The organism is Gemella sanguinis ATCC 700632 (assembly GCF_000701685.1).
Classification (GTDB): Bacteria; Bacillota; Bacilli; order Staphylococcales; family Gemellaceae; genus Gemella; species Gemella sanguinis.
Genome location: NZ_JNJO01000005.1, coordinates 106,203 through 130,049, shown reverse-complemented (window position 1 = coordinate 130,049; position 23,847 = coordinate 106,203). Strand labels below are relative to the sequence as shown.

25 protein-coding genes and 1 other RNA gene are annotated in these 23,847 nt (G+C 28.7%); 3 read left to right on the top strand and 23 right to left on the bottom strand.

Translation table 11 applies throughout. The annotated features are described in order from the left end of the window. A partial coding sequence (locus T369_RS0104590; RefSeq protein WP_031551604.1) for a transposase occupies nt 1-287 on the top strand: 287 nt, incomplete at its 5' end. Between the two features lie 142 nt (nt 288-429). On the opposite strand, the gene T369_RS0104585 is transcribed toward T369_RS0104590, so the two are convergent. From T369_RS0104585 to T369_RS0104495, 20 genes are all read right to left on the bottom strand, one after another. Beyond that, entirely contained in the window at nt 430-933 is a 504-nt protein-coding gene (locus T369_RS0104585; RefSeq protein ID WP_031552341.1) for an RrF2 family transcriptional regulator, read from the bottom strand. A gap of 86 nt (nt 934-1,019) precedes the next feature. Beyond that, nucleotides 1,020-2,147, bottom strand: coding sequence for a THUMP domain-containing class I SAM-dependent RNA methyltransferase (locus tag T369_RS0104580; RefSeq protein WP_031552339.1), 1,128 nt, complete (start codon nt 2,145-2,147; stop codon nt 1,020-1,022). A 54-nt stretch (nt 2,148-2,201) separates the two neighbouring features. Beyond that, nucleotides 2,202-2,583: RNase P RNA component class B (gene rnpB, locus T369_RS09095), an RNA gene on the bottom strand. A gap of 58 nt (nt 2,584-2,641) precedes the next feature. Then, a complete protein-coding gene (rpoZ, locus tag T369_RS0104575) occupies nt 2,642-2,839 on the bottom strand; it encodes a DNA-directed RNA polymerase subunit omega (protein WP_006363405.1) in 198 nt (65 codons plus the stop codon). Nucleotides 2,840-2,849: 10 nt separating this feature from the next. Beyond that, nucleotides 2,850-3,470, bottom strand: coding sequence for a guanylate kinase (gmk, locus tag T369_RS0104570; RefSeq protein ID WP_031552335.1), 621 nt, complete (start codon nt 3,468-3,470; stop codon nt 2,850-2,852). 120 nt (nt 3,471-3,590) lie between these two features. Next, complete coding sequence (locus tag T369_RS0104565) at nt 3,591-3,917, bottom strand: AzlD domain-containing protein (protein ID WP_031552332.1); 327 nt, start codon at nt 3,915-3,917, stop codon at nt 3,591-3,593. Beyond that, nucleotides 3,904-4,611, bottom strand: coding sequence for an AzlC family ABC transporter permease (locus tag T369_RS0104560; RefSeq protein ID WP_031552329.1), 708 nt, complete (start codon nt 4,609-4,611; stop codon nt 3,904-3,906). Before T369_RS0104560 ends, T369_RS0104565 begins: the two co-directional genes overlap by 14 nt. Nucleotides 4,612-4,637: 26 nt before the next feature. Beyond that, the gene (locus T369_RS0104555; RefSeq protein WP_031552327.1) at nt 4,638-6,305 is read right to left on the bottom strand and encodes an Rqc2 family fibronectin-binding protein; all 1,668 of its coding nucleotides are present in this window, start codon (nt 6,303-6,305) and stop codon (nt 4,638-4,640) included. Nucleotides 6,306-6,421: 116 nt separating this feature from the next. After that, entirely contained in the window at nt 6,422-7,183 is a 762-nt protein-coding gene (locus tag T369_RS0104550; protein WP_031552323.1) for a TerC family protein, read from the bottom strand. Between the two features lie 23 nt (nt 7,184-7,206). After that, entirely contained in the window at nt 7,207-7,965 is a 759-nt protein-coding gene (locus T369_RS0104545) for an iron ABC transporter permease (RefSeq protein ID WP_031552319.1), read from the bottom strand. Beyond that, nucleotides 7,965-8,810: a hypothetical protein gene (locus T369_RS0104540; RefSeq protein WP_031552317.1), complete on the bottom strand. Its 846-nt coding sequence runs from the start codon at nt 8,808-8,810 to the stop codon at nt 7,965-7,967. The genes T369_RS0104545 and T369_RS0104540 overlap by 1 nt, the downstream gene beginning before the upstream one ends. Nucleotides 8,811-8,982: 172 nt before the next feature. Continuing rightward, complete coding sequence (gene brnQ, locus T369_RS0104535; protein ID WP_031552315.1) at nt 8,983-10,317, bottom strand: branched-chain amino acid transport system II carrier protein; 1,335 nt, start codon at nt 10,315-10,317, stop codon at nt 8,983-8,985. Between the two features lie 275 nt (nt 10,318-10,592). Beyond that, nucleotides 10,593-12,644 (bottom strand): type I DNA topoisomerase, encoded by a 2,052-nt coding sequence (gene topA / locus T369_RS0104530; protein WP_031552313.1) that lies wholly within the window; start codon nt 12,642-12,644, stop codon nt 10,593-10,595. Between the two features lie 79 nt (nt 12,645-12,723). Continuing rightward, on the bottom strand, nt 12,724-13,485 hold the full coding sequence (map, locus tag T369_RS0104525) for a type I methionyl aminopeptidase (RefSeq protein ID WP_031552311.1): 762 nt from the start codon (nt 13,483-13,485) through the stop codon (nt 12,724-12,726). 20 nt (nt 13,486-13,505) lie between these two features. Beyond that, on the bottom strand, nt 13,506-14,267 hold the full coding sequence (locus T369_RS0104520; RefSeq protein ID WP_035496389.1) for a TIGR01457 family HAD-type hydrolase: 762 nt from the start codon (nt 14,265-14,267) through the stop codon (nt 13,506-13,508). A gap of 100 nt (nt 14,268-14,367) precedes the next feature. Next, nucleotides 14,368-15,144: a phosphotransferase family protein gene (locus T369_RS0104515; RefSeq protein WP_031552305.1), complete on the bottom strand. Its 777-nt coding sequence runs from the start codon at nt 15,142-15,144 to the stop codon at nt 14,368-14,370. A 229-nt stretch (nt 15,145-15,373) separates the two neighbouring features. Further along, the gene (pepV, locus tag T369_RS0104510) at nt 15,374-16,771 is read right to left on the bottom strand and encodes a dipeptidase PepV (RefSeq protein WP_031552303.1); all 1,398 of its coding nucleotides are present in this window, start codon (nt 16,769-16,771) and stop codon (nt 15,374-15,376) included. A 14-nt stretch (nt 16,772-16,785) separates the two neighbouring features. Further along, nucleotides 16,786-17,493 carry a pseudouridine synthase gene (locus tag T369_RS0104505; RefSeq protein ID WP_031552300.1) on the bottom strand — a complete coding sequence of 236 codons (708 nt, stop codon included), beginning with the start codon at nt 17,491-17,493 and terminating at the stop codon, nt 16,786-16,788. Continuing rightward, nucleotides 17,493-19,121: a putative polysaccharide biosynthesis protein gene (locus T369_RS0104500; RefSeq protein WP_233417880.1), complete on the bottom strand. Its 1,629-nt coding sequence runs from the start codon at nt 19,119-19,121 to the stop codon at nt 17,493-17,495. Before T369_RS0104500 ends, T369_RS0104505 begins: the two co-directional genes overlap by 1 nt. A gap of 33 nt (nt 19,122-19,154) precedes the next feature. After that, entirely contained in the window at nt 19,155-19,337 is a 183-nt protein-coding gene (locus T369_RS0104495) for a hypothetical protein (RefSeq protein WP_006363424.1), read from the bottom strand. A gap of 227 nt (nt 19,338-19,564) precedes the next feature. Here T369_RS0104495 and T369_RS0104490 point away from each other — a divergent pair, with 227 nt between their 5' ends. Next, nucleotides 19,565-19,948: a MerR family transcriptional regulator gene (locus T369_RS0104490; RefSeq protein WP_006363425.1), complete on the top strand. Its 384-nt coding sequence runs from the start codon at nt 19,565-19,567 to the stop codon at nt 19,946-19,948. Between the two features lie 32 nt (nt 19,949-19,980). Further along, nucleotides 19,981-21,318 carry a type I glutamate--ammonia ligase gene (gene glnA, locus T369_RS0104485; RefSeq protein WP_031552295.1) on the top strand — a complete coding sequence of 446 codons (1,338 nt, stop codon included), beginning with the start codon at nt 19,981-19,983 and terminating at the stop codon, nt 21,316-21,318. Between the two features lie 111 nt (nt 21,319-21,429). On the opposite strand, the gene trxA is transcribed toward glnA, so the two are convergent. The 3 genes from trxA to T369_RS0104470 all read right to left on the bottom strand — a co-directional run bounded on the left by trxA (nt 21,430) and on the right by T369_RS0104470 (nt 23,703). Then, the gene (gene trxA / locus T369_RS0104480; RefSeq protein WP_031552292.1) at nt 21,430-21,735 is read right to left on the bottom strand and encodes a thioredoxin; all 306 of its coding nucleotides are present in this window, start codon (nt 21,733-21,735) and stop codon (nt 21,430-21,432) included. A 79-nt stretch (nt 21,736-21,814) separates the two neighbouring features. Continuing rightward, complete coding sequence (gene groL, locus T369_RS0104475) at nt 21,815-23,419, bottom strand: chaperonin GroEL (protein ID WP_031552288.1); 1,605 nt, start codon at nt 23,417-23,419, stop codon at nt 21,815-21,817. A gap of 8 nt (nt 23,420-23,427) precedes the next feature. Beyond that, nucleotides 23,428-23,703 carry a co-chaperone GroES gene (locus tag T369_RS0104470; protein WP_006363428.1) on the bottom strand — a complete coding sequence of 92 codons (276 nt, stop codon included), beginning with the start codon at nt 23,701-23,703 and terminating at the stop codon, nt 23,428-23,430. Nucleotides 23,704-23,847 lie beyond the last annotated feature (144 nt).

The following is a 23,847-nucleotide window of genomic DNA, read 5'->3' as shown; positions in this document are numbered from 1 at the left end:
GAAATGGATATAAACAATATAAAAGTGATGATAAAAACGAGAAGAAAATAATAAGACGCCATATAAATGCGGATTATTATGATGAAGCTAGGTTAAGACGTATATCAAAAGAAGGAAAACTATTGTATAAGAGAAGAAAAGAAACAATAGAACGTAGCTTTGCGGATTCTAAACAAAATCACGGATACAGGTATGCACAATATAGAGGAAAAGCCAAAGTACAGTCGTACGCTTGGCTGTCTTGTTGCGTTCAAAATATGAAAACAATAGCATTAAGAGAGGTATAAAACCTCTTAATACTACTGAATTTTTGCCTTAAGGCTTATTTTTTTTGAAAAAAAATACCATAACATCAATAATAGCTTGATATTTCGGTATTTTTGTCAACAATCTGAAAAGACTATAGGTTTTTCCTATAGTCTTTTATTTTTATCCTTTGAAAAATACATTTACTCGTTTAAATTCTTCTTCCCAATTATTCCAATCAAGTCTTATTCTTGAATTATCATCAAGAATGTCTTCTACTATTTCCTCTATAGTAATTTGCTCAAGCGCTTCTTTAATAGAGTGATTAATTGTATTTACTTTTCTTAAATACTCACTATAACGTTTATCAACAGCTAATGCTCCTTCAAATATTTTAGAAACATAGTCAGTTTTTAAAACAAAGACTTCTACTTCACCATTTAGAGCAACATATACGTCATATAATGTAACTGTTTTATTACTACGATATTTATATCCTCCACCTACTCCAGTGTTAGCTTTTACAAGATTATGGACAACTAGTTTTCTCATAATTTTTTTTAAGTATGTTGGTGATATATTAAGACGTTTACTTATTTCCTTTGAATTTAAATAAATATGTCTATCCTGTAAATAAAGCATAACCATTATACATATTGCTTGTTCAGTACTTTTAGTTAGATGCATAAACTTTTAACCTCTTTTCCTTTTATATAAGATAAATAATTAATCTATTATTTAATTTTATGATATATTTTTCATATTGTCAAATATTATCTTAGCTTTTCGCCCCAATATTGGTAATAGGTACACTCAATGGAACCATTGAATAACTTTCTTCTCTTAGTTGCCTTCTTACCATATAAATGTTCAAACATTTTATTAGAAGTCAATATATACAGCGACCAGTATTTTTGGTTTTTAAGCGCGGCCCCTAAATATTTATACATATTCTCTACTTCTTTTTTCTCTCCCAAACGCTCTCCATACGGCGGATTAGCTATTACACAACCAGCTTCTTTTTTTACAACAAAATCATATACCGACATTTGTTTGAACTTAATAACCCCAGCTAAACCAATTTCTTCAGCATTATTTTCAGCTGTTTGAATCATTTTTGGATCAATATCAGAACCGTATAGCTCTAATTCCTTCTCATAGTCAATTGCTTCTTCAGCTTTATTTCTTTCTTCATCAACTAACGCTTTTGGCATCCATGGCCATTTTTCAAAATCAAAATTTCTATTAATACCAGGTGCCATATTTTGTGCAGCCATAGCCGCTTCTATTAACAGAGTACCTGAACCACAGAACAAGTCATATAATGGTGTTTCACCTTTCCAGTTAGTTAATTTTACCATAGCTGCAGCAAGTGTTTCCTTTAATGGTGCTGTACCTTGTTTTGCTCTATATCCTCTTTTATGTAATCCATCTCCTGATGTATCTAACAATATTGTCGCTATATCATTTAACATAATTATTTCTAATCGATATCTAGCACCTGTTTCAGTTAACCAACCAGTTACCCCGTAACTTTTCTTCATTTTTTCAACAATTGCTTTTTTTACAATCGACTGACAGTCAGACACACTAAATAAAGTTGATTTATGACTTCGCCCATCTACTGGGAATTTTGCATCTACTGGGAGATATTTATCCCATTCTATCTCTTTAGTTTTTTCAAATAATTCTTCAAATGTATAAGCTGGAAATTGAGCTACTACAATTTTTACTCTATCTGCACATCTAAGCCATAAATTAGAGCGAACTATAGCTCTCTTATCTCCTGAATAATATACTCTACCATTTTCTACTTTTGTTTCATAACCTAACTCTTGTACTTCTTTAGCTACAATAGCTTCTATACCCATAGGTGTTGTTGCTACTAAATTATATTTCATTTCTTCCTCCTTAAAAAAGAGGCTCTAAAGAGCCCCTAGAACTAGTTATTTTCTTATCATAAGCCATATTCTGTATCTATCTTACTCAATCGGGACTAGTCTACCCTCGTAACAATAGTTGTGATCATCTGTCTAAATATGTATACATATTTCCTACTCCTACATTCATTTCTGTGAAGTAAGTGCTTCTACCAAAATTTGAATTGCTCACTCAAGGGGTTTACCGCGTTCCACTTCATACATTTCTATATGAACTTCGTCACTGTGGCACTTTCAAGATATATGACCATATAGAAACTACTTAGGTCATATTTTCTGCCGTCACCTTAAAAAGGTGCCTAAACTTATTTTTTCGTTTAGCGTTGAACACTACTGACATCTCAGTCAGTGCGAGTATGGACTTTCCTCAGCAAAATTGCCGCGATCACTCAAAGAAAATACTTATACTACTTTACACTATAATAAAGTTTTTGTAAATAAATAATGTTAAATAATTATTTTTCTAAAACTGATACTTTACCTTCAGCTATTTCTTCAAGTGCTTTTCCAACTTCTTTATGAGATACATAGTTATCTAATTTTTTTGTTTCTGGGTCTGAGAACAATTCACGAGCTCTCTTACTTGCTAATGAAACTAACATATACTTTGAATTTACTTTTGATTTTAATACATCTAATTTTGGATATAACATTTATTCTCTCCTACATTTCTTCTAATTCTAATAAAGCTCTTCGATATTTCATCTCTATACGTTCACGTTTTAAATGCTCACTTGTTATTATAGCTTTGATTCTTTCTACTGCTTTATCTACTTCATCATTTTCAACAACATAATCATATAAGTGCATCATATTTATTTCTTTTTTAGCTTTAGCTATTCGAGACTCAATTACTTCATCGCTCTCTGTTCCTCGTCCTTTTAATCTAGTTTTTAAATCTGCAATACTAGGAGGAGCTAAAAATATAAATAATGCATCAGGTATTTTACTCTTAACTTGGCTTGCTCCCTGCACTTCTATTTCTAAAAATATATCTTTCCCTTTATCCATAGTTTCACGTACATACTTTACAGGAGTCCCATAATAATTGTCTACGTATTGTGCATATTCAAGTAATTCACCTTGTTCAATAAGTTGTTCAAATTCTTCTTTTGTTTTGAAAAAATAGTCAACCCCATCTACTTCACCAGGTCTTATTCCTCTAGAAGTCATAGAAATTGAATACTCAAAGCCAACATCATTACTTTCAAAAATTCGTTTTCTAACAGTTCCCTTTCCTACACCAGAAGGACCTGATAAAACTATTAATAAGCCTTTCTCCATTTTTTTGATTCCTCTATTATCATTTATTATCTTCTTATAATACCACAAATCGCCTGAAAATTAAACTATTAGACACACTAAATTAAAATATTTTAAAATCAATATTTGTTTAATTATTTCTTACATTACATATCTCACTATTGCAAGAGATATAATTCCAGTTATTACTATAACTAATAGATTTTTAGAAATAATTGCACTTAATACAGTAGGTAATGAAGCTATCAAATTTTCATAGTTAATCTTAGGAAGCTCTCCTATATTTTGTATAAATAAACTATTGAACCATAATGTAGACATAATTACAATTGGTACAAAACTTAAGAACTCAATAACCGCTTTTGGTAAATCAAATTTTTTTAATAAAACAAATGGCACTACTCTTGATAACCACGTTACAACTGCACAACCTATTATAGTTAATATAATATAATTAATGGATAACATTTTTTAATACCACCCCTATTGTACACCCTATTAAAGTAACAATAATAATTAGAACGTTACTTGGTAAAATAATCATTCCAAAAAATACTAAAAATAAAACAATTATTATTACAATTATCTGAACTTTTTTCTTTATAGTAAAATCTGAAATAACTTGTAAATAAAGTAAACCTATAAACATTGCCACTAAAGCAAAATCCAATCCTAGTCCGTAAGGATTTTTTACTACGCTACCTAACAATGCTCCTATAACTGAAGAAATTCCCCAAGTCATATAAGATATTATATTTGCAGTATTAAACCACTCGTATGATAATTTTCCATTCGTATAATTTTGTTTATTCATTCCAAGAGCATAGCTTTCATCTGTTAAAAATGTTCCAATAGAAATATTTTTAAATAAGCTATACTCTTTAAAAAACGGCGCTACTGACATACTCATTAGAATCATTCTTGAATTAACTAGAAAAGTCGCTATAATTATGGAGATTATTGGTGCTCCTGCTGAAAGCATGCTCACAGTAATAAATTGTGCACTACCAGCGTAAATAAATAACGACATTGCCCCAACTAAAAAAATATTTAAACCTGCTGAACTTGCAATAATACCAAATGCCAAACCTATCCCTATATACCCGAATACAGTAGGTAATGTATCTTTGAAAGCAGTTTTTCTATCTAATTTATTATTCATTAAACACACACCTTTCAAATTTTACATTAATTATTTTTTACTAATAAATCATTTATAAAGATTTTATCAATTTTTTGTTTTACTGTTTTTTGATCAGTATAAGTCACCATTCCAGGTTTGGCTCCTGAAATTTTTTTAACATTCTTTATCAGTGTTGAGTCAACAGACACATAATTTTCATTTTTAAATTTAGAAAAATACCCCGCAAGCATAGAAGCTACTCTTTTCGTTTCTTCATCTGGATTATTATCAAAAATTACTACGTGGCTTCCTGGTATATCTTTTGCATGGAACCAAAGATAATCTCTTCTTGCCAATTTATTTGTTATAGTATCATTTTGAATATTATTTTTACCTACATAAATGTCTATACCATTATATTTTATTATTAAGTAATTATTTTTTTTCTTTGTACTTTTTTTATTTTTATCTTTTTTCAGATATCCAGAATTTATCAATTCTTCTTTTATTTCTAATAAATCTGTTTTACCAGCATTCTCAATTTGAAAACTCAAAGTTTCAAAATAAGAGATATCTTTTTTTGTTATATCTATTTGCTCATATAGATTTTCAATAGTTCTCTTATTCTTTTTATATAATTCAAAATATTTCTCTGAATTTTTTTCAATACTTATATTTGGATCTAATTCAATAGAAATATCTTCTAAATTTTCACTATAAAAATTCTGCAATGTAACAACTTCTGGTATATTATTTTTAAACAAGTATATATTAGAAATAAGTAATTGTCCCTTTAATTTATAATCATCTTTTTCTTTTGCTTCTAATAATTCTTTATTTAATATTTTTAGCTTTTTATTTAATCTACTCAATTTATTTTTTATGAAATTGAATAATTCTTTTTCTGTATTTTTATTACTTGATTCTTTTTGGATATCCATATAATAAAAATCTAACAATCTAGAAAGACTATCAAATTTAATATTATCTTTATTACTTATAATGTCAAAGTAGTAAAAATCATTTTTATTACCATTTTTTAAAAGTGTAGGCTCATTATATGATGAAAAGTTACTACAAAACTCTTTAAAAGATTCTAAAACATTCTCTTCTTTATTTAAGAAGTAGTTGTTTAAGACTGATGAAACTCCATAAAAATTTTTAATTAAGAATTTTTTATCATTATTATCACATTTCAAATCAGAATACTCACTAAAGTTAAATGGATTATACTTTTTAACTGTTGGTGGAAGAACATATTCCATATTAGAAATAGTTGAACGACTGTACTCTAAACTATAACTATTTTTTAATGACTCAATTATTATATTGTCGCTATTAGTTAATATAATATTAGAGTGTTTACCCATTAATTCAGTTATTAAAAAATAATATTTTTCATATCCTAACTCATCAAAATTTTTTATTTTAAATTTAATAATTCTATCATTATTTATTTGATTAATCTCTTCTATTATTCCGCCCATCAAGTATTTTCTTAGTACAGAACAAAAATTTGAAGGTGTTTGGGGATTTTCATAACTATTATTTGTCAATTGAATTCTTGATGCGCTAGAATTAGCTGACACATATAATTTTAAATTTTTCCCTTTTCTAATAGAAAAAATAAACTCATCATTCGATAGATTGTTAATTTTATTTATACGAGAATATAATATAGATCTATTAAATTCCTCTACTAGTTTTCTAACAAAAAAACCATCAAATGCCATTTTTACACCTCCATTACATAATTAAAATCTTATTATAGTAAAAAATTATATCACATATAGTAGTTATTGTACATAAGAAAAAGAAACTAGAATTATGATTTCTAGTTTCTTTCTTATTATTTTTCTTCAAATCTTTTTGATACAAGTACACCCCAGACTAATAGTCCAAGTAATACTGCCCAAAATATTACTGTCCATAAGGTTGAGTGAGGAAAATCAGCGGGTATTAGAGCTAATTTCTCATGGGCTGCAGCAATAACAAAAAGCTTTATACCTACCCAGCCAACTATTAAGAAGGCGGCTACTTCTAAACCTGGTTTTTTTTCTAACACTCTTATGAAAATATTTGCTGCATATCTCATTATTACTACTCCAGCGAATCCTCCTATAACCATTACTGAAAATTGTCCAAGATTTATCCCACCAATTGAAGTTTCTGAAATATGTGGTAAAGTAATTGCTATTGCTACAGCAGCTAATATAGAGTCAATTGCAAAAGCAATATCAGTTAACTCAACTTTAATTACTGTAGACCAAAAACCACTTTGTTTTTTAGGTGCTTTAATTTCCTCTTCAGTACTATTTTTTCTTTTATCAAAAAATTCTTTGATATGACTACCAGCCATAAAAAGTAAATATAGACCACCTAAGACTTGAATTTGCCAGTATTGAGCTAATATTGTTATTAAGAATATAGCAATAATTCTAAAGATCAATGCTCCTGCTAGTCCATATAATAAAGCATGCTTTTGTTCTTTAGGTGGTAAATGTCTTACCATAACCGCTAAAACAATTGCATTATCAGCAGAAAGTAAACCTTCTAACACTATCAAACTTAGTAAAACAATTAAATACTGAATTATAATTTGTGAATCCATTATTATCAATTAACCTCCTTATATTATGAAACTACTCTTTTTATTAATCTAACTACAAAAATCACTAATACTAATCCGGCCATATTTAAAACTAATGGTAAGAATGTTGTTACATTTAAGTCAATATTTTGATTAAGGTTACTAAATACCTTTGCAAATATATTCAGGATACTATTATCTAGTTTACCTGATAAAAATGATATACGAGATTCTAATAGTTTTGATACTACATCTCCACCAACAAAAAATAGTAAAGACAATGCAATAGCTATATTAGTATTATTAAATAAAGATATCATTAATAAAAATACTAGGTTTGCAAATAACAACATTAATATAATCATTAACACATAAGAATATATTGTATGTCCAGTAAGAAAAGCATCTCTAATATCTAAGAATGTTCCTTTATTTTTTGAATACAACACTGCACAAGTTCCACAAACTAATACTAAATAATACACAAAAAAGTAAATCAAACTTGCTAAAATTGAAGAAATATCACGACTTACTTTCTTATTTGTCATTATTAATAATGTACTAACCTTTGTTATATAATCCTCTCTATAAGAATAAATATAATTAATACCCATAATGAAAATAACTAAAACTAGAACAATTTTTAAAACAATATTGAACATTGTATTAATTTCTGGTATTTCATAGTACGTTGATATTGATTTTAGATTATATATACAACCTGTACTTATTAGTAAAACTATTAAACCAAAAAGATAGTTGAAATTTCTTCTAAATATTTTTCCAAATTCTATTAAAAACATTATAGTTCTTCTCCTTTCCCTTGGTAAAGTTTTATTTTTTCACCTAGATTTCTTATTTGATAAACTTCTATATCATTTTTAAGCAACTCAAATAGAACCTCCTCTAGTACTTCCTCTCTAATTACAACTTCACCTTCATCATCAACAGTATACTGATAATCTTTAAGAATATTTTCTAGATTATGATGATTAGATATACTTACTGCAACAAGTGATCTAATAATTAATACATCATCGATTGAACCATAATATGACTTAACATTATCAGATATTACTAATATATAGTCTGCAATATCATTATATTGATTAAGTATAGTATCTAATATTACTATATTTTCGTTATTTGATTTTGATAATATTAACTCTCTAATTTGATGTTTGTCCTCTGAAGTTAAAGTCTCTTCAGAATAGTCAACAACTATTAAGCTTTGATTTATTAAAATTGAAAATAGGGTGTGCAGTTTTATCTTTTTATTTTTTGATAGTTTTTTATATTTCACACCTGGTTTTAAATCGACAGACTCAAATTCTTTTATAAGTTCTTCTTTTGATAAATTAACATTAAATAATGGTAAAATCTTCCTGAAATTCTTTATTAATGATAAATGATTATAAAAACCAAAATCATCAGTAAATATTAATTTTTCCTTTGATGCATTTTTATCATTAAATAAAATTTTTCCTTTATAACTAACTTTATCTTTAATAGAGTCTTTAATTAATTGTAAACTTTCTACTTCATTACTAACTATCGTTAGTATTTCACCACTATCTAGCTTTAAGTCTAACTCTAATACTGTATTTTTTTTAACTTTCTTTTTATATTCTTTAAATTCTAGTACCATTGCTACTCCTATATCTATAAAAAATTTTTATAGTGATAATAATCCTTATCTTATAATTTTTATGTCTTATATATAATACCATTGCTTTCTACTAATGTCAAAATACAATAATCATTTTTTGAATAAAAAAAAGAAAGTACAAAATAGTTTGTACTCTCTTTATAAATAATTATTAGTCATTTATTGTTTTTTTGAATTTTAATGATAATACTAGCCCTAACACTGCTCCTACAACAGCAAAGTTTATCCAAGCAAAATCACCTTGAATAGGTAATACTTTTACTAAAACATTATCAATAGCTACAACTGATACACCAAGAGTTGAAGTAATAGTTGCATATAGACTGTATAATGCTGTAAGTGTAACTGTAGTTACATAAACAACTTTTTTACCACCAAATAAGTTATTTAAGAAACCTAGTAGTATTAATACCACAGTAAGTGGATATAAAAGTACTAATACTGGTACTGCCCCTTTAATAATAGCAGCTAGTCCATAGTTACCAACAGCAAAAGAGAAAACAGTTAATCCTACTGCGTAAGCTTTATAACTAATTTTATCGTATAATCTTACGAAATAAGTTGAACAAGCTGTTACTAAACCTACACTTGTAGTTAAACAAGCTAAAAATACGATTACGAATAATAAAATTTTTCCTACTGAACCAAAGTAGTAAGTAGTAGCTCCAGTTAATACTCCAGCTCCAGTTTTTTGTAATCCTAATACAGATACTGAAGTCATTCCAATATTAGAAATAAATACATAAACTAACGCTAGTAATATTGCTGCAATAACTGCTGCTTTTGTAGTATTTTTAAATACTTCACTTTTTGTTTTAGCTCCATATAATTTAACAGCATTGATAACAATAATACCAAATACTAATGAAGCTAAAGCATCCATTGTATTGTATCCTTCCATTAGTCCATTAGAGAATGCTGTTGAACTTGTAGAATAAAGTTCAGTAGGTGCTTGAGCACTTCCCATTGGATTAACTAATGAAGCAATAATTAATATTACCATAGATAATAATAATACTGGAGTAATTACTGTTCCAATTCTATCAACAAGTTTATTTGGGCTAATTGATAACCATAAAGTTAATCCCATAAAAATTGCTAAAAATACTGCTTGCGCAACAATTTGACTACTTTCTGGGAAGAAACTAGATAGACCTAATTCGTATGTTGTTGTCCCAGTTCTAGGAATTGCAAAGAAAGGTCCAATTGTTAAATAAAGTAGTGTAGTAAAAGTTACACCAAAAACCTTACCTGCTCTACTAGATAATTCTAGTAAATCTACAGCTCCTGAATATCCCATAACTAATACACCTAATAGTGGAAGTCCAACCCCCATAATAATAAATCCAGTCATTGCTACTGGTAAGTTACTTCCAGCGTTTTGACCTAAAAATGCTGGGAAAATTAAATTACCAGCACCAAAGAATAGTGCAAATAACATAAGTCCGATTGATATATAAGAATTTTTCTTTATAAATTTTAACATTACATCTCCTCCTAATTTTATATAATTTCTTTTGATATTTACTTACAATAATATATTTACAAGGATTTGTCAATAGAATTCCGAAAAAAAATCGCTATTTTTTCAAGAAATTTAAGATAATTTTCTGATAATTCCGTTTTGTTTATCTTCAATGTAAACCTTTTATCTGTTATATTATCAATATTTTCTTTAATTTATAAAAACGTTTTCTTGATAACCTTGCTATAAAAATAAAAAAGCCAGAAAAATTATATATTTTCTGACTTATTATATATTTATTTTTTAATTTCTTCTTTGTAATCACAATTATTGCAGTAGACACCTTTTTTATTTTCAAAAAGGATGTTATTACATTTTGGGCATTGTCGATTTATAGGTTTATCCCATGAAACAAAATCACATTTTGGAAATCCTTCGCAACCATAAAATACTTTTCCTCTTTTTGATTTCTTTTCTAGTACATCATGTTTATGGCATTTCGGACAAGTAACCCCTACTTTTTTCTGAATTGTGTTAGTATATCTACACTCTGGAAAGTTTGAACAAGCGATAAATTTACCGAATTTACCTAATTTATATACTAATGGCGAACCACATTCTGGGCAATTATCCCCGGTTAGTTCTTGTTTAATTTCTACCTTTTCCATTTCAGACTCTGCTTTTTCAACATCTTTTCTAAATCCAGAATAGAAATCATAAATTGTTTTTTCCCACTCTGCCTTACCTTCTGCAATATCGTCAAGTTGATTCTCAAGACTTGCTGTAAACTTAGTATTTATTACATCAGGAAAATACTCTTCTGTTATTTTACTTACTAATGTACCTAATTCAGTTGGTGTAAATACTTTATTTTGTAGTTTAGCATAATATCGTTTTTGCAATGTATCAACTATTGTCGCATATGTTGATGGACGGCCAATACCTAAATCTTCTAATTCAGCTATAAGTTTCGCTTCTGAATAACGGGCTGGCGGCTGCGTAAAGTGTTGTTCTTCATCTATGCTTTTTATTTTAGCATCTTCTCCGACTTCAAATTCAGGAACAGACTTAACTTTTTCTTTTTCTTTCAAGACTGCTAAAAAACCATTAAATAGTAGTTTAGACTCTGCTCCTCTATAAACAACTTTATTATTTTCAAAAGTAGTTGATATAGTTTCATAAACCGCAGGACTCATCCTACTAGCTACAAATCTCTCCCAAATTAATTTATAAAGTTTATATTGATCATTTGATAAATATTCTTTAATACTTTCAGGAGTAAAGTTAATATTTGTTGGACGTATTCCCTCATGAGCATCTTGGATGTTTTTATTTGATTTTTTTGTTCTAACTGAAGTAGCTAAATATTCTTTACCATAATTTTTTGTTATATATTCGCTAGCCATCTTCATAGCTTCGTCTGATACCCTAGTAGAGTCTGTTCTCATATACGTTATAAGCCCAGTAACTCCTCCTAGTTTTTTCAAGTTAATTCCTTCGTATAATTCTTGAGCAACGCTCATAGTTTTACGTGTTTTAAAATTAATTTTTCTAGAAGCATCTTGTTGCATTGTAGATGTTATATATACATTAGGAGCATTTCTATTTTTCTTAGATTTTGCAACATCTATTACTTTAAATGTTTCTCCTTTAATTGCTTTTTTTATCTTATCAACATCTTTTTTACTTTCTAGTTTTATCTTTTCACCTTTAAATGAATAGAAATTTGCAGTTAGTACCTTTCTATTTTTTATAAAGCCAATTGGTAATGTCCAGTATTCTTGTGGAATAAAGTTTTGGATTTCTTCTTCTCTATCAACAATTAACTTTAATGCTGCATTTTGAACTCGTCCTGCAGATAATTTTGGTTTTACTTTCTTCCATAATACAGGTGATATATTATAACCAACTAGACGATCTAATATTCTTCTCGCCTGTTGAGATTGTACTAAATCTGTATTGATTTTTCTAGGATGTTTAATTGCATCTTTCACAGCATCCTTTGTAATCTCATTAAATACAACACGATTTACATCGTTACTATTTAATCCTAAAATATGTGCAATATGCCATGCTATTGCTTCTCCTTCTCTATCAGGGTCGGAAGCAAGAAATACTTTCTTTCCTTTTGCTTCTTTTTTTAAGCTTTTTATAACATCCCCTTTACCACGAATAGAAATATAATCTACTCCTATACTACCATTATCTTGTACTTCTACTCCCATTCTGCTTTTAGGAAGGTCCCTTACATGACCTTTTGAAGATATTACTTTATATTTTTTCCCTAAATATTTTTCAATTGTTTTTGCTTTTGAAGGAGATTCGACTATTACTAAATTTTCTGCCATTTGATTCTCTCCATTTATCTTTTTAATAAGTAGTATCTTAAAACATTTTTTCTATCTTGTCAACTTATTATAAAAATTATTAATCTATTTTAGTTAAAATTAATGGCTCTTGATTTTCTCGAACTACTATTGTGTGTTCATATTGCGCAATGTAAGAACCATCTTTTGCGACTAATTCCCAATCGTCTTTATCTGTATTTGTAACTATCTTAGCTTTAGTTGATACGAAAGGTTCAACAGCTAAACACATACCATCTTTTAATAATAAATTATCCCATGGATCAAAGTAGTTAAATACATGTTGCGGTTCTTGGTGTAAAGAAGTCCCAATTCCATGCCCTGTTAAATTTTCAATAACTTCTAATTTATGTTCTTTTATTTTTTTATGTATATTTTTTCCAATTTGATTTATTTTGCTACCTGCTACAGCATGTTTTATTCCCTCATAGAAAGCTTCTTCCGCTACTTCACATACTTTCTGTTTCATGATATCATCTACTTCACCAACTACAAATGAAACACCTGTGTCAGCGTAATATCCATCTTTACAACCAGAAACATCAATATTTAATAAATCTCCATCTTTTAGAATTTTTGCGCTAGATGGAATTCCGTGTGCAGCTTGATAATTTAATGATATACAAGTATATCCTGGAAAATCATATTCAGTTATTGGAGCTGATTTAGCTCCGTACTTTTCAAATAATTCCTTTGCAATGTTATCCAATTCTTTTGTAGATACTCCAGGTACTGCTTTCTTTTTCATTTCATCTCTTATAGTTGCACAAATGAAACCTATCTCTTTCATTTTTTCTAATTGTTCTTCAGTTTTTATAATCATTTTATTCTCCTATTTTATACTTAATCTATTAATTTTGATAAATCTTCTATTGTATACGTTGGTTGAATCTCTTTTTCTTTTAACTGGTCTAAGGTTGTAACTCCAGTTTGAACGTGAATTGTATCAATATTACTATTAATACCAGACATTATATCAGTATCATAATTATCTCCAACCATAACTATATCATCTTTATTATAATTAAACAAATTCATCGCACTTTCCATTATTATTCTATTAGGTTTTCCAATTACTGTAGCAGCAGTACTCGTTGCATGCTCCAAATATTTTATTTGCCCTCCATTACTTGGGATAAAACCTTCTGCTGTTGGAAGTAAGGTATCCGGATTAGTTCCTATTAATTCAGCTCCACTTAGAACCGCTCTAGTTGCAACTGTTAGTTTTTCGTATGTAAGCTCTCTATCTAAACCAACAATAACAGCCTCTACGTTATTTAAATCTAAATGTTGATTAAATGAACTTAACGTCTCCTTTAATCCTTTTTCTCCTATTATATATATATCTTTATAACCTTTTTTTATTAAATATGCTTTAGTAGCTTCACTAGATGTGTAAACATGCTCTTCAGATGTTTGGATTCCTAAATCATATAATTTTTTAACTACATCTTCAGGTTCTTTTGTCGAATTATTTGTTAAAAACAAATAATCTATTTTGTTATTGTTTAAATATTCAATAAACTCTTTAGCATACTTTATTTCCTTTTCTCCATTATATATAGTACCATCTAAATCAATTAAATAAAGCTTATACTTTTTTATATTCATTATTTTTCTCCGTATCCGAATTATCTCTATTTTATTATTTTACACCTTTTGCAAAAAAAATAAAAGCATTATTTAGGTTTCTCCTTAATAATGCTTATATATATTCATTAAAAATTTTATCTAAAAATACTAGCCAATTATTCATATCTGAGAATAATTTCTTTTCATGGAACCATACAATCATAATTACTGACTGTAAAGTAATATACCATTTCAATCTATTTCTATACTTCAAAGTAGGTTTTTGACCATAAATTTCAAGCCATTTTCCCCACATATTCTGTGGAATATATCTATAAAGAATAAATGATATATCTATAGCTGGATCCCCTAATATCGCATGCTCCCAGTCTACTAGGAACAATTTACCTTTATCTGATAGTAACCAATTATCTTTATGTAAATCCGTATGACAAGGTGTATACTCAATCTTATCCTCAGGTAAATTATTTTCTAAATAATTTATCGCATAAAGAATATTCTTATTCTTTCTTAAATCATCAGTAATTAATGATTTAAGATTAGCTAATGATCTATGTGCAGTTTCTTCCTGATATCCTTGTGCCTGCATAATTCTTTTTAATTTTGGTGAACTATGGACTTTTCTTAATATTTCAGGTATACGTGGATCAGTCATATCTTTAGTATCCAAAGTTCTACCATTTTCAAAATCTTGAGCAATTAAAACATCTCCATTACTCATTCTTCTAGTCCATCTGAGAGTCGGTACAATACCTTCAGCAGAAAGTGTTGCAATCATTGGAGTAGTATTTTTCTTAATAAAATAGCGATGATTATCTCTAGAACAAAAATAATCTTCTTCATAATTATCATCTAATGTCCAGCCCATTTGATAATATTCTTTAGACATAATAATACTTCTCCTTTCTCTATAACTCTCTTTTACTAAACTGTAATGCAATATATATTTTACAATTTTTATTAATTTTTTTCAAGATAATATTTTTAAAGATAATTAAAATTCTCAAAGATATTTTAATTATTTCATCATTTTTTAAATACAAATATCTTTGAGAATGTTTTTTCACTTGTATATATTAATTCTTTTTACTTCTTTGAATAAATATTTTTATAAAATTTTATTCGCAGCAAAGTTTGTAGATACCTTCAGCGTAAATAGCTGTAGCTAATAGTAAATCTTCTATTTCTAAAAATTCATTAGCTTGGTGCATTGTATCTTGTTTACCAGGGAATAGAAGTCCAAATGCTACACCTTTTTTAAGGCAACGAGCATATGTTCCTCCACCTAATACAAACGCATCATTTTTAGTATCACCTGTATGTTTTCTATACACATCTACCAATGTAGTAACTAACTCATCATCTTTTGGAACATAATGTGCTTCTTTTGTACTTGTTACAACAATATTAATATTTTCTTCTTGTAATTTTTCTAATTTAGAAACTAAATCAAAATTCTTAGGATGTCTACAGTCAGTTTTAACAACTCCAACTTTTTCTACTGGATCATATTTAAAAATACCATAATTATATGTTGATGCTCCCATTTCATCATCAGAATATTCAATACCTAATTCTTTACCAAATGGATCATTTGCTAATCTAGTAGCAATATATTTTACATAGTTTTTACCATTTGTATCTAAGTTTAAAGTATTTAAAAATTCTGCTAATTTAGTTCCTGCATTTATACCAAATTGTGGTGTTGATCCATGTGCTGCTTTCCCTTTTACTACTAATGTAATAACTTCTCCAGAATTTACTTCTCCTTCTAATTTTTCATCAGAAAGGAATTTTTCAAATTTTTCTTTAATATCTTTTTCTTCACCGCTAAGTTTTGCTTCAGCACTAGCTACTACCATGTTCAAAACTTGACCTGCATTGAACTCAACTAATTTATAATCATAGTTTCCTTCCTCATCTTTAAAAATAAGATTATGGTCAAATGTTACTCTAGCTTTCTCAGCGTATACTAATGGGAACATTGCATCAGGTGTAAATCCTAAAGCTGGTTGTTCTTCGTGTTCAAAATAAGATTTAACACATCTAAATCCAGTTTCTTCATCACTACCAACAATTAATCTAACACGTTTATTCCATTTCACTCCTAATTTATCAAGCAGCTTAACAGCATAATATGCAGCCATTGTAGGTCCTTTATCGTCTAATGATCCACGAGCATAAATCTTACCATCTCTAACTTCAGGTTTAAATGGATGGCTAATCCAGTCCGCTTCAACAACAGGTACAACATCGACATGACCAAGAATACCAAATAATTCTTCACCTTCCCCTACTTCGATATGACCAGCTTTATTTTCAACTATTTTTGTTTTGTAACCATCACGTTCTCCAAATGATAGAATTAAATCTAAAGCTTTTCTAGGTCCACTACCAAAAGGTGTTTCTTCAGTTATATCAGTACCTAAAACTGAATTTACACTTAATAACTCAAATAAATCTTTTAATAGATCCTCCTTATGATTTTGAACTTCTTGTTTGAAAACGATATTCATAATATATCCCTCCATTATTTTTTTAATTTTTTTAGTTCCTTATCTGTTAAATATCTATATTCACCTAATTTTAAACTTTCATCTAAAACTAGACTACCTATAGATAATCTTTTTAAGTATGTTACTTTAACACCTAGAGATTTCATCATTCTTTTAACTTGATGAAATTTCCCCTCTGTAATACTAATATAAGCACTGCTTTTTTCAGTATTAGAAGTAAGTATTTCTAGTGTTGCACTCTTTGTTTTATATCCATCTTCGAGAACAACACCATCTCTAATAATCGTTACATGCTCAGCTTTTAATTCTCCGTCAACTTCAACATAATATTTTTTTATTACATCTTTTTTAGGTGATATTAATTTATGAGCAAGTTCACCATCATTTGTAAGTAACATAAGTCCTTCTGTATCTTTATCCAGTCGTCCGACTGGAAAAGGTTTAAATAAGCGATCCTTTTCATTTAATATGTCAATAACAGTAGTATCTTTTTTATCTTCAGTAGCTGATATAATATTTCCAGGTTTATTCATCATTATATATACATATTTTTGATAAAAAAGAGATTTTCCATCAATAACTACTTGATCATTTTCTTCATCAACTTGATAATCTGGTTGTTTTACTAAAACATTATTTACTAAAACACCCTTTTTTATTATTTTTTTTGTCTCTGCTCTACTATATTCAGTAATATTACTAATATACTTATCTAATCTCACTATACTCTTCTCCTACGGTTAATCAGTGATTTAATGCTAACTTTTCTGTTAAATAAATATTCAACAAATTCTAATTTATTTAAAACAAAGAAGTACAATATACCACCAACAACAGCACATATAATTATTATTGTCATACTAGATAATTTTGATTCTATAACAAAGTTTCCAATAATTGACTCATATACTGCCGCCACCGCAATAAACATAATAAAACAAGAAATTGCTAAACTAATAAATTTTTTAACAAACTCAACGATTCTTAATTTAATCTCGAAGTTAATAACAACAAAATTCATTAATATCATTGTAACGTAAGTAGCCATTGATGATAGCACAACACCATTAGTTTCATAACTCATAACAAATGGTGTAATAGTAGCAAATTTAACTATCAAACCAACTACTATTGTTATTAAATTTATTAATTGTCTATTTATTGCTTGCATAATTATACTCGTTAAGCTGTAAAGAGAATATAAAATAGCAAGAGGTAAATAAAATCTTAATAAATCTGCATTTATTAAACTCCTACTATAGAATGCTGAATATAACGGATCAGCTAATATATACATACCAACTAATGCCGGAAGCACTATCATCATAAGAGCTAATATAACTTTATTAATTTGAATACTAACACTTTTTTTATCACCTAAGGCGTATAACCTCGTAATCGAAGGTAAAAATGTACTAGAGAATGCCGGAGCTATTGCTACAGCAATCATTACAACCTTATTAACTAATTGTAGTGATGAAAATCTTCCATCTACAATATTCGCTTTTCCAATTGCAGTCATACCATGAATAAAGTTATGTTGATCTATAATATTCAGTATAGGGAATAAACCAACAATAAATATAAAAGGAATTGACACAGAAAAGAATTCTTTTACCAATTCTTTAGTTGGTTTATATATGTTGGTAGAATCATGCTGCCTGTACTCTAAGCCATGGCTATATTTTTTGTAAAAATAAAGTAAAGTTAGTAAAGAGAACACTGCTCCCACCGCAGCTGCAAAAGTTGCTGTAACATTACCTTCCACTACACCATAGCCAAGAACTCTCATAACAAAATATGTAGCTCCAAGCATAAATGCTATTCTCACTACTTGTTCTATAAACTGACTTAAAGCTGATGGAAGCATAATTTCATGAGCTTGGAATAATCCTCTAAATCCAGCCGATACTAATACTAAAGGTATACCAAAGCTTAAGCTTTTAAGTACTAAAGCACCATCAGATGGTAAGAATTTTTGTTGTTTACTTATTAATATTTGTTCCGAAATAAAATCAGAACCAAAGAATAAGATACAAAAACCTAACATCCCCATAACAACAAGTAACCATGAACCTAATTTAACGATTCTTCTACTAACATCATATTGCTCAAGGGCATTATACTTAGCAACTAATTTCGCTATCGCCAATGGAGTACCTGCAGCCGAAATTTCTAAAATTGTTGCATAGTAACTATACCCATAATTAAAAAGAGCCATCTGCTCCTCTCCACCTATTATTTGATAAAAAGGTATAAGGTATACAGCACCCAACAATTTAGTAAGTAATAAACTAATACTCAGTAGCGCAGTTCCTTTAAACAAGGAATCTTTCTTCAATTTTTTCACATCCAAACGTTTTATTTAATTGTAATTATCAAACTATAAATATAATGTCTGATAACAAAATACTAAAGCAACGACTAAACTATATGCCGCCACTAGTCTCAAAACTTTATCCATTCTTCTTTTTTTTATTTTATTAGTAGCTACTAAAGCTATATATGAACCCAATAATAAAACAAAAGAAAGTATAAAGACTAAAATAGAATAAATTATTGGCATTATACATATCCTTTCTTCAATATTATATACTATATATTTTAGCATGATTTTCTAATTTTTAAAACCCATTTATTTAAATATTTATATAAGGTTTATTAAAGCACTAAAAGTTGATGTCAGATTATATAACATTTACTTTATTTTACAATTAATTTATGTTAATATGAACATGTAGTGCGAGTTACAATATAAATATTTCACTAAATTTCCAAAAGAGAGGTGGTTCTATGGGGTTTAAGGAATTTCAAAAAAATCTTCCTGTTTTTTCAATTGGAGTTGTTACAAAAATAACTCAACTTAGCGCCAGACAGATAAGATATTATGAAGAAAAAAAACTCTTTACTCCAAAACGTACTGAAGGTAATACAAGGCTTTTTTCATTAAATGATATTGATAGCTTATTAACAATTAAAGAATTATTAAACAAAGGTTTTAATATAAAGGCTATTGATGAAATAATAAATGGTAAAACTGTTTCTAAAGAAACAACACAAATTAGACAAATCATACATCATGATATATTTGCAGGCCCTAATGGTTTACCTAGAGAACGCTCTATTGGACGTGGTGATTTATCAAGATTTTACAATAATAAAAAAAATAAATTCTAATATTAGTTTTTTATATAAAACGAGGAGATATAATGGTTAAAACAATTACTAAAAAACAAATTTTAAAAACTATCGAAGAAGAAAATGTTAAATATATAAGATTACAATTTACTGATATAACAGGTACTATTAAAAATGTTGAAGTACCTGTTAGCCAAATAGAAAAAGTATTAGATAATAAAATGATGTTTGATGGTTCTTCTATAGAAGGATTTGTTCGTATTGAAGAAAGTGACATGTACCTATACCCTGATTTAAATACTTTTTTAGTATTTTCATGGGACAGTGAATATGGTAAGGTTGCACGTTTTATCTGTGATGTATACACAGTTGATTGCAAACCTTTTGCAGGAGACCCACGAGGTAATTTAAAACGAATGTTAGCTAAAATGAATAAACTTGGATTCGATACTTTAAATCTTGGACCTGAACCTGAATTTTTCTTGTTTAGATTGAAAGAAAACGGAGAACCTAGTCTTGAATTAAATGATCATGGTGGATACTTTGATCTTGCCCCTGTAGATTTAGGTGAAAATGTACGTAGAGATATTGTACTGGAGTTAGAACGATTAGGTTTTGATATTGAAGCAAGTCATCATGAAGTTGCACCTGGTCAACATGAAATTGATTTTAAATATGATGATGTAATTACAGCTTGTGATAATATCCAAACATTTAAATTAATTGTTAAGACTATTGCTAGAAAACACGGATTACATGCTACATTTATGCCTAAACCTATGTTTGGAATAAATGGATCAGGAATGCACTGTAATGTTTCTCTATTTAGTAAAGGGGAGAATAGCTTCTATGATGCTAATAGTGAAAATGGTTTGTCTGAGATAGCATCACAATTTATAGCGGGTATTTTAAAACATGCTCGTAGCTTTACAGCAGTTTGTAACCCTACAGTAAACTCTTATAAACGTTTAGTACCCGGTTATGAAGCCCCTTGTTATGTTGCATGGTCAACATCAAACCGTTCACCTCTAGTTCGTATACCTGCTGCTCGCGGAAAATCTACACGTGTTGAAGTTAGATCTGTAGATCCAGCTGCCAACCCATATTTAGCAATGTCAACTATACTTGCTGCAGGTTTAGATGGTATCGAAAATAAACTTACTCCTGCTGAAGAAGTAAGAAGTAATATTTATGTTATGACTCGAGAAGAAAGACTAGCTAATGGTATAGATGAATTACCTTCTACACTTTATACAGCTCTTAAGGAATTAATAGCTTCACCAATAATGAAAGAAGCATTAGGATCTCATATCTTTTATAATTTTATTGAAGCAAAATCTATAGAATGGGATTCATTTAGAACACAAGTTACAGATTGGGAAGTTGAACAGTATCTAAAAAATTATTAATAATTAAAAAAAATTAGATGAGGATAATATATAGCCTCATCTAATTTTTCATGAAAAAGAGGTTACTACAAATACAGTAACCTCTTTTAGCTTTATTTTAAATTTAGTAGATTAGTATTTAGATAGCAATTCTACTAATGCTTCTTTTGGTTGGTAACCTGTTTTTTCTTCAAGTACCTCACCATTTTTCATAACTAATAGTGTAGGAATTGACATTACTCCAAATTCACCAGCAGCTTCTTGATTTTCATCTACATTAATTTTGTAAAATTCAATATTAGTTAATTCGTTAGAAACTTCTTCTAATACTGGTGCTAACATTTTACATGGTCCACACCAAGGTGCCCAAAAGTCAAATACTTTTACGCTATCAGTTTTTGATAACTCATAAAATTCTTTATCAGTGATTTCTCTCATTATTTCCTATCTCCTTATATTTTCTTAATTAATATATTAAACTATTGCAACTAATTATTCAAATATTTTGTTCTAATATCTACATCATAGGCATTTGAGGCATATTATTTTCTTCTTTTGAAATATCCGCTACAACTGCTTCTGTAGATAAGAATAAACTTGATACACTTGCTGCATTTTGTAATGCTGAACGTGTTACTTTAGTAGGGTCTACTATTCCTGCTTTTATCATATCAACCCATTCTTCTGTTGCAGCATTAAATCCAAATCCTATTTCAACTTCTTTTAATTTAGCAACTATTACACTACTTTCTAATCCTGCATTTTCAGCAATTTGTCGAACAGGGGCTTCTAACGCTTTTTTGATTATATTTATTCCTGTTTGTTCATCTCCTGTAGCTTCTAGTTTTTCTACTTCTGATATTACTTGTACTAAAGCTGTTCCTCCACCTGGAACAATCCCCTCTTCTACTGCAGCTCTAGTAGAATTTAGTGCATCTTCAATACGTAGTTTTCTTTCTTTCAACTCTGTTTCTGTAGCTGCTCCAATTTTTATTACTGCAACTCCTCCTGAAAGCTTAGCAAGTCTTTCTTGAAGTTTTTCTCTATCAAATTCTGAACTTGAATCAGCAAAAAGAGCCTTAATTTGTTGTGTACGTGCTTCAATTTTTTCTCTATCACCTTTTCCACCAACAATAACAGTATTATCTTTAGTAACATTTATTCTTGCTGCATTACCAAGCATAGTAATATTTGCATCTTTTAAATCTAAACCTAAATCTTCTGTGATTAACGTTGCACCTGTTAATATTGCAATATCTTCTAAAATTGCTTTTCTTCTCTCACCAAAACCAGGAGCTTTAACAGCAACAACATTAAATGTCCCGCGAAGTTTATTTACTACTAATGTTGATACCGCATCTTGCTCAACATCATCAGCTATAATAAGTAATGGTTTGGCAGCAGCAACTACTTCCTCTAGCACTGGTAGTATTTCTTGTACTGCGTTAATTTTTTTATCTGTTACAAGAACATAAGGATTATCTAAATCAGCGATCATTTTTTCTGTATCACTTACCATATATGGTGATAAATAACCTCTATCAAATTGCATTCCCTCTACTACTTCTAAAGTTGTTTCTAACCCTTGAGACTCTTCGATAGTTATTACTCCATCATTACCTACTTTATCCATTGCTTCTGATATGAATTTACCCACTTCTTCATCAGCAGCAGATATAGCTCCTACTTGAGCAATCTTATCTTTAGAATCTACAGTAATACTTATTTCATGTAGCTTATCAACAGCAACTTTTACAGCTCTTTCCATACCTTTTCTAATACCAATTGGATTAGCACCACTAGTTACATTCTTTAGACCTTCAGTTATCATTGCTTGGGCTAAAATTGTGGCTGTTGTAGTTCCATCCCCTGCTATTTCATTTGTTTTATTAGCAACTTCAGCTACTAATTTTGCACCCATATTTTCATAAGGATCTTCTAGCTCTATTTCTTTTGCAATAGAAACTCCATCATTAGTAATTAACGGAGAACCAAATTTTCTATCTAATACAACGTTTCTTCCTTTAGGTCCTAAAGTAATCTTTACTGCATTAGCAAGTTTATCTACACCGCGTTTCATCGATTGACGAGCATCTTCTGAAAATTTTAATTCTTTTACCATATTTCCTCCTATTCTTCTATTAATGCCAGAACTTCTTCTTCATTAACTAAATAAAATACTTCATTTTTAAAACTAACTTTTTTAAATTCATCAGAAAATACTACTTTACTTCCTTCTGATAATTCACCTTCATTATCTTTTGATAACAAACAGCTTTCTCCTAAAGCTACAACAATTCCAATATTAGAAGTTTCTTCTTTAGCTGCTAGTACAATACCACTAGCCGTTGATTTTTCTTCTTCAACTTTTTTTAATAAAATATTATCAAATAATGGTTTAATCATATATTCACCTCATCTAATTATTACATGTCTAATTATTATATTAAAACAAAAGTCAAAAAAAATCAAACTTTAAATTTTAGTGTTATTTTATTAATATTAATAGTGTATTAAAATCAAAATATTACAATGTATTCTTTATATTCT

Coding starts and splice junctions, on each gene's coding strand:
- T369_RS0104540 (WP_031552317.1), bottom strand. CDS start 8,810: ATGGTACTAGAATTTAAAGAATATAAAAAGAAAGTTAAAAAAAATACA.
- T369_RS0104565 (WP_031552332.1), bottom strand. CDS start 3,917: ATGTTATCCATTAATTATATTATATTAACTATAATAGGTTGTGCAGTT.
- T369_RS0104515 (WP_031552305.1), bottom strand. CDS start 15,144: ATGTCTAAAGAATATTATCAAATGGGCTGGACATTAGATGATAATTAT.
- gmk (WP_031552335.1), bottom strand. CDS start 3,470: ATGGAGAAAGGCTTATTAATAGTTTTATCAGGTCCTTCTGGTGTAGGA.
- rpoZ (WP_006363405.1), bottom strand. CDS start 2,839: ATGTTATATCCAAAATTAGATGTATTAAAATCAAAAGTAAATTCAAAG.
- T369_RS0104495 (WP_006363424.1), bottom strand. CDS start 19,337: ATGCCAATAATTTATTCTATTTTAGTCTTTATACTTTCTTTTGTTTTA.
- map (WP_031552311.1), bottom strand. CDS start 13,485: ATGATTATAAAAACTGAAGAACAATTAGAAAAAATGAAAGAGATAGGT.
- T369_RS0104580 (WP_031552339.1), bottom strand. CDS start 2,147: ATGAAATATAATTTAGTAGCAACAACACCTATGGGTATAGAAGCTATT.
- T369_RS0104545 (WP_031552319.1), bottom strand. CDS start 7,965: ATGTTTTTAATAGAATTTGGAAAAATATTTAGAAGAAATTTCAACTAT.
- T369_RS0104555 (WP_031552327.1), bottom strand. CDS start 6,305: ATGGCATTTGATGGTTTTTTTGTTAGAAAACTAGTAGAGGAATTTAAT.
- brnQ (WP_031552315.1), bottom strand. CDS start 10,317: ATGTTAAAATTTATAAAGAAAAATTCTTATATATCAATCGGACTTATG.
- T369_RS0104470 (WP_006363428.1), bottom strand. CDS start 23,703: ATGATTAAACCATTATTTGATAATATTTTATTAAAAAAAGTTGAAGAA.
- groL (WP_031552288.1), bottom strand. CDS start 23,419: ATGGTAAAAGAATTAAAATTTTCAGAAGATGCTCGTCAATCGATGAAA.
- T369_RS0104550 (WP_031552323.1), bottom strand. CDS start 7,183: ATGGATTCACAAATTATAATTCAGTATTTAATTGTTTTACTAAGTTTG.
- topA (WP_031552313.1), bottom strand. CDS start 12,644: ATGGCAGAAAATTTAGTAATAGTCGAATCTCCTTCAAAAGCAAAAACA.
- pepV (WP_031552303.1), bottom strand. CDS start 16,771: ATGAATATCGTTTTCAAACAAGAAGTTCAAAATCATAAGGAGGATCTA.
- glnA (WP_031552295.1), top strand. CDS start 19,981: ATGGTTAAAACAATTACTAAAAAACAAATTTTAAAAACTATCGAAGAA.
- T369_RS0104585 (WP_031552341.1), bottom strand. CDS start 933: ATGCATCTAACTAAAAGTACTGAACAAGCAATATGTATAATGGTTATG.
- T369_RS0104560 (WP_031552329.1), bottom strand. CDS start 4,611: ATGAATAATAAATTAGATAGAAAAACTGCTTTCAAAGATACATTACCT.
- T369_RS0104490 (WP_006363425.1), top strand. CDS start 19,565: ATGGGGTTTAAGGAATTTCAAAAAAATCTTCCTGTTTTTTCAATTGGA.
- trxA (WP_031552292.1), bottom strand. CDS start 21,735: ATGAGAGAAATCACTGATAAAGAATTTTATGAGTTATCAAAAACTGAT.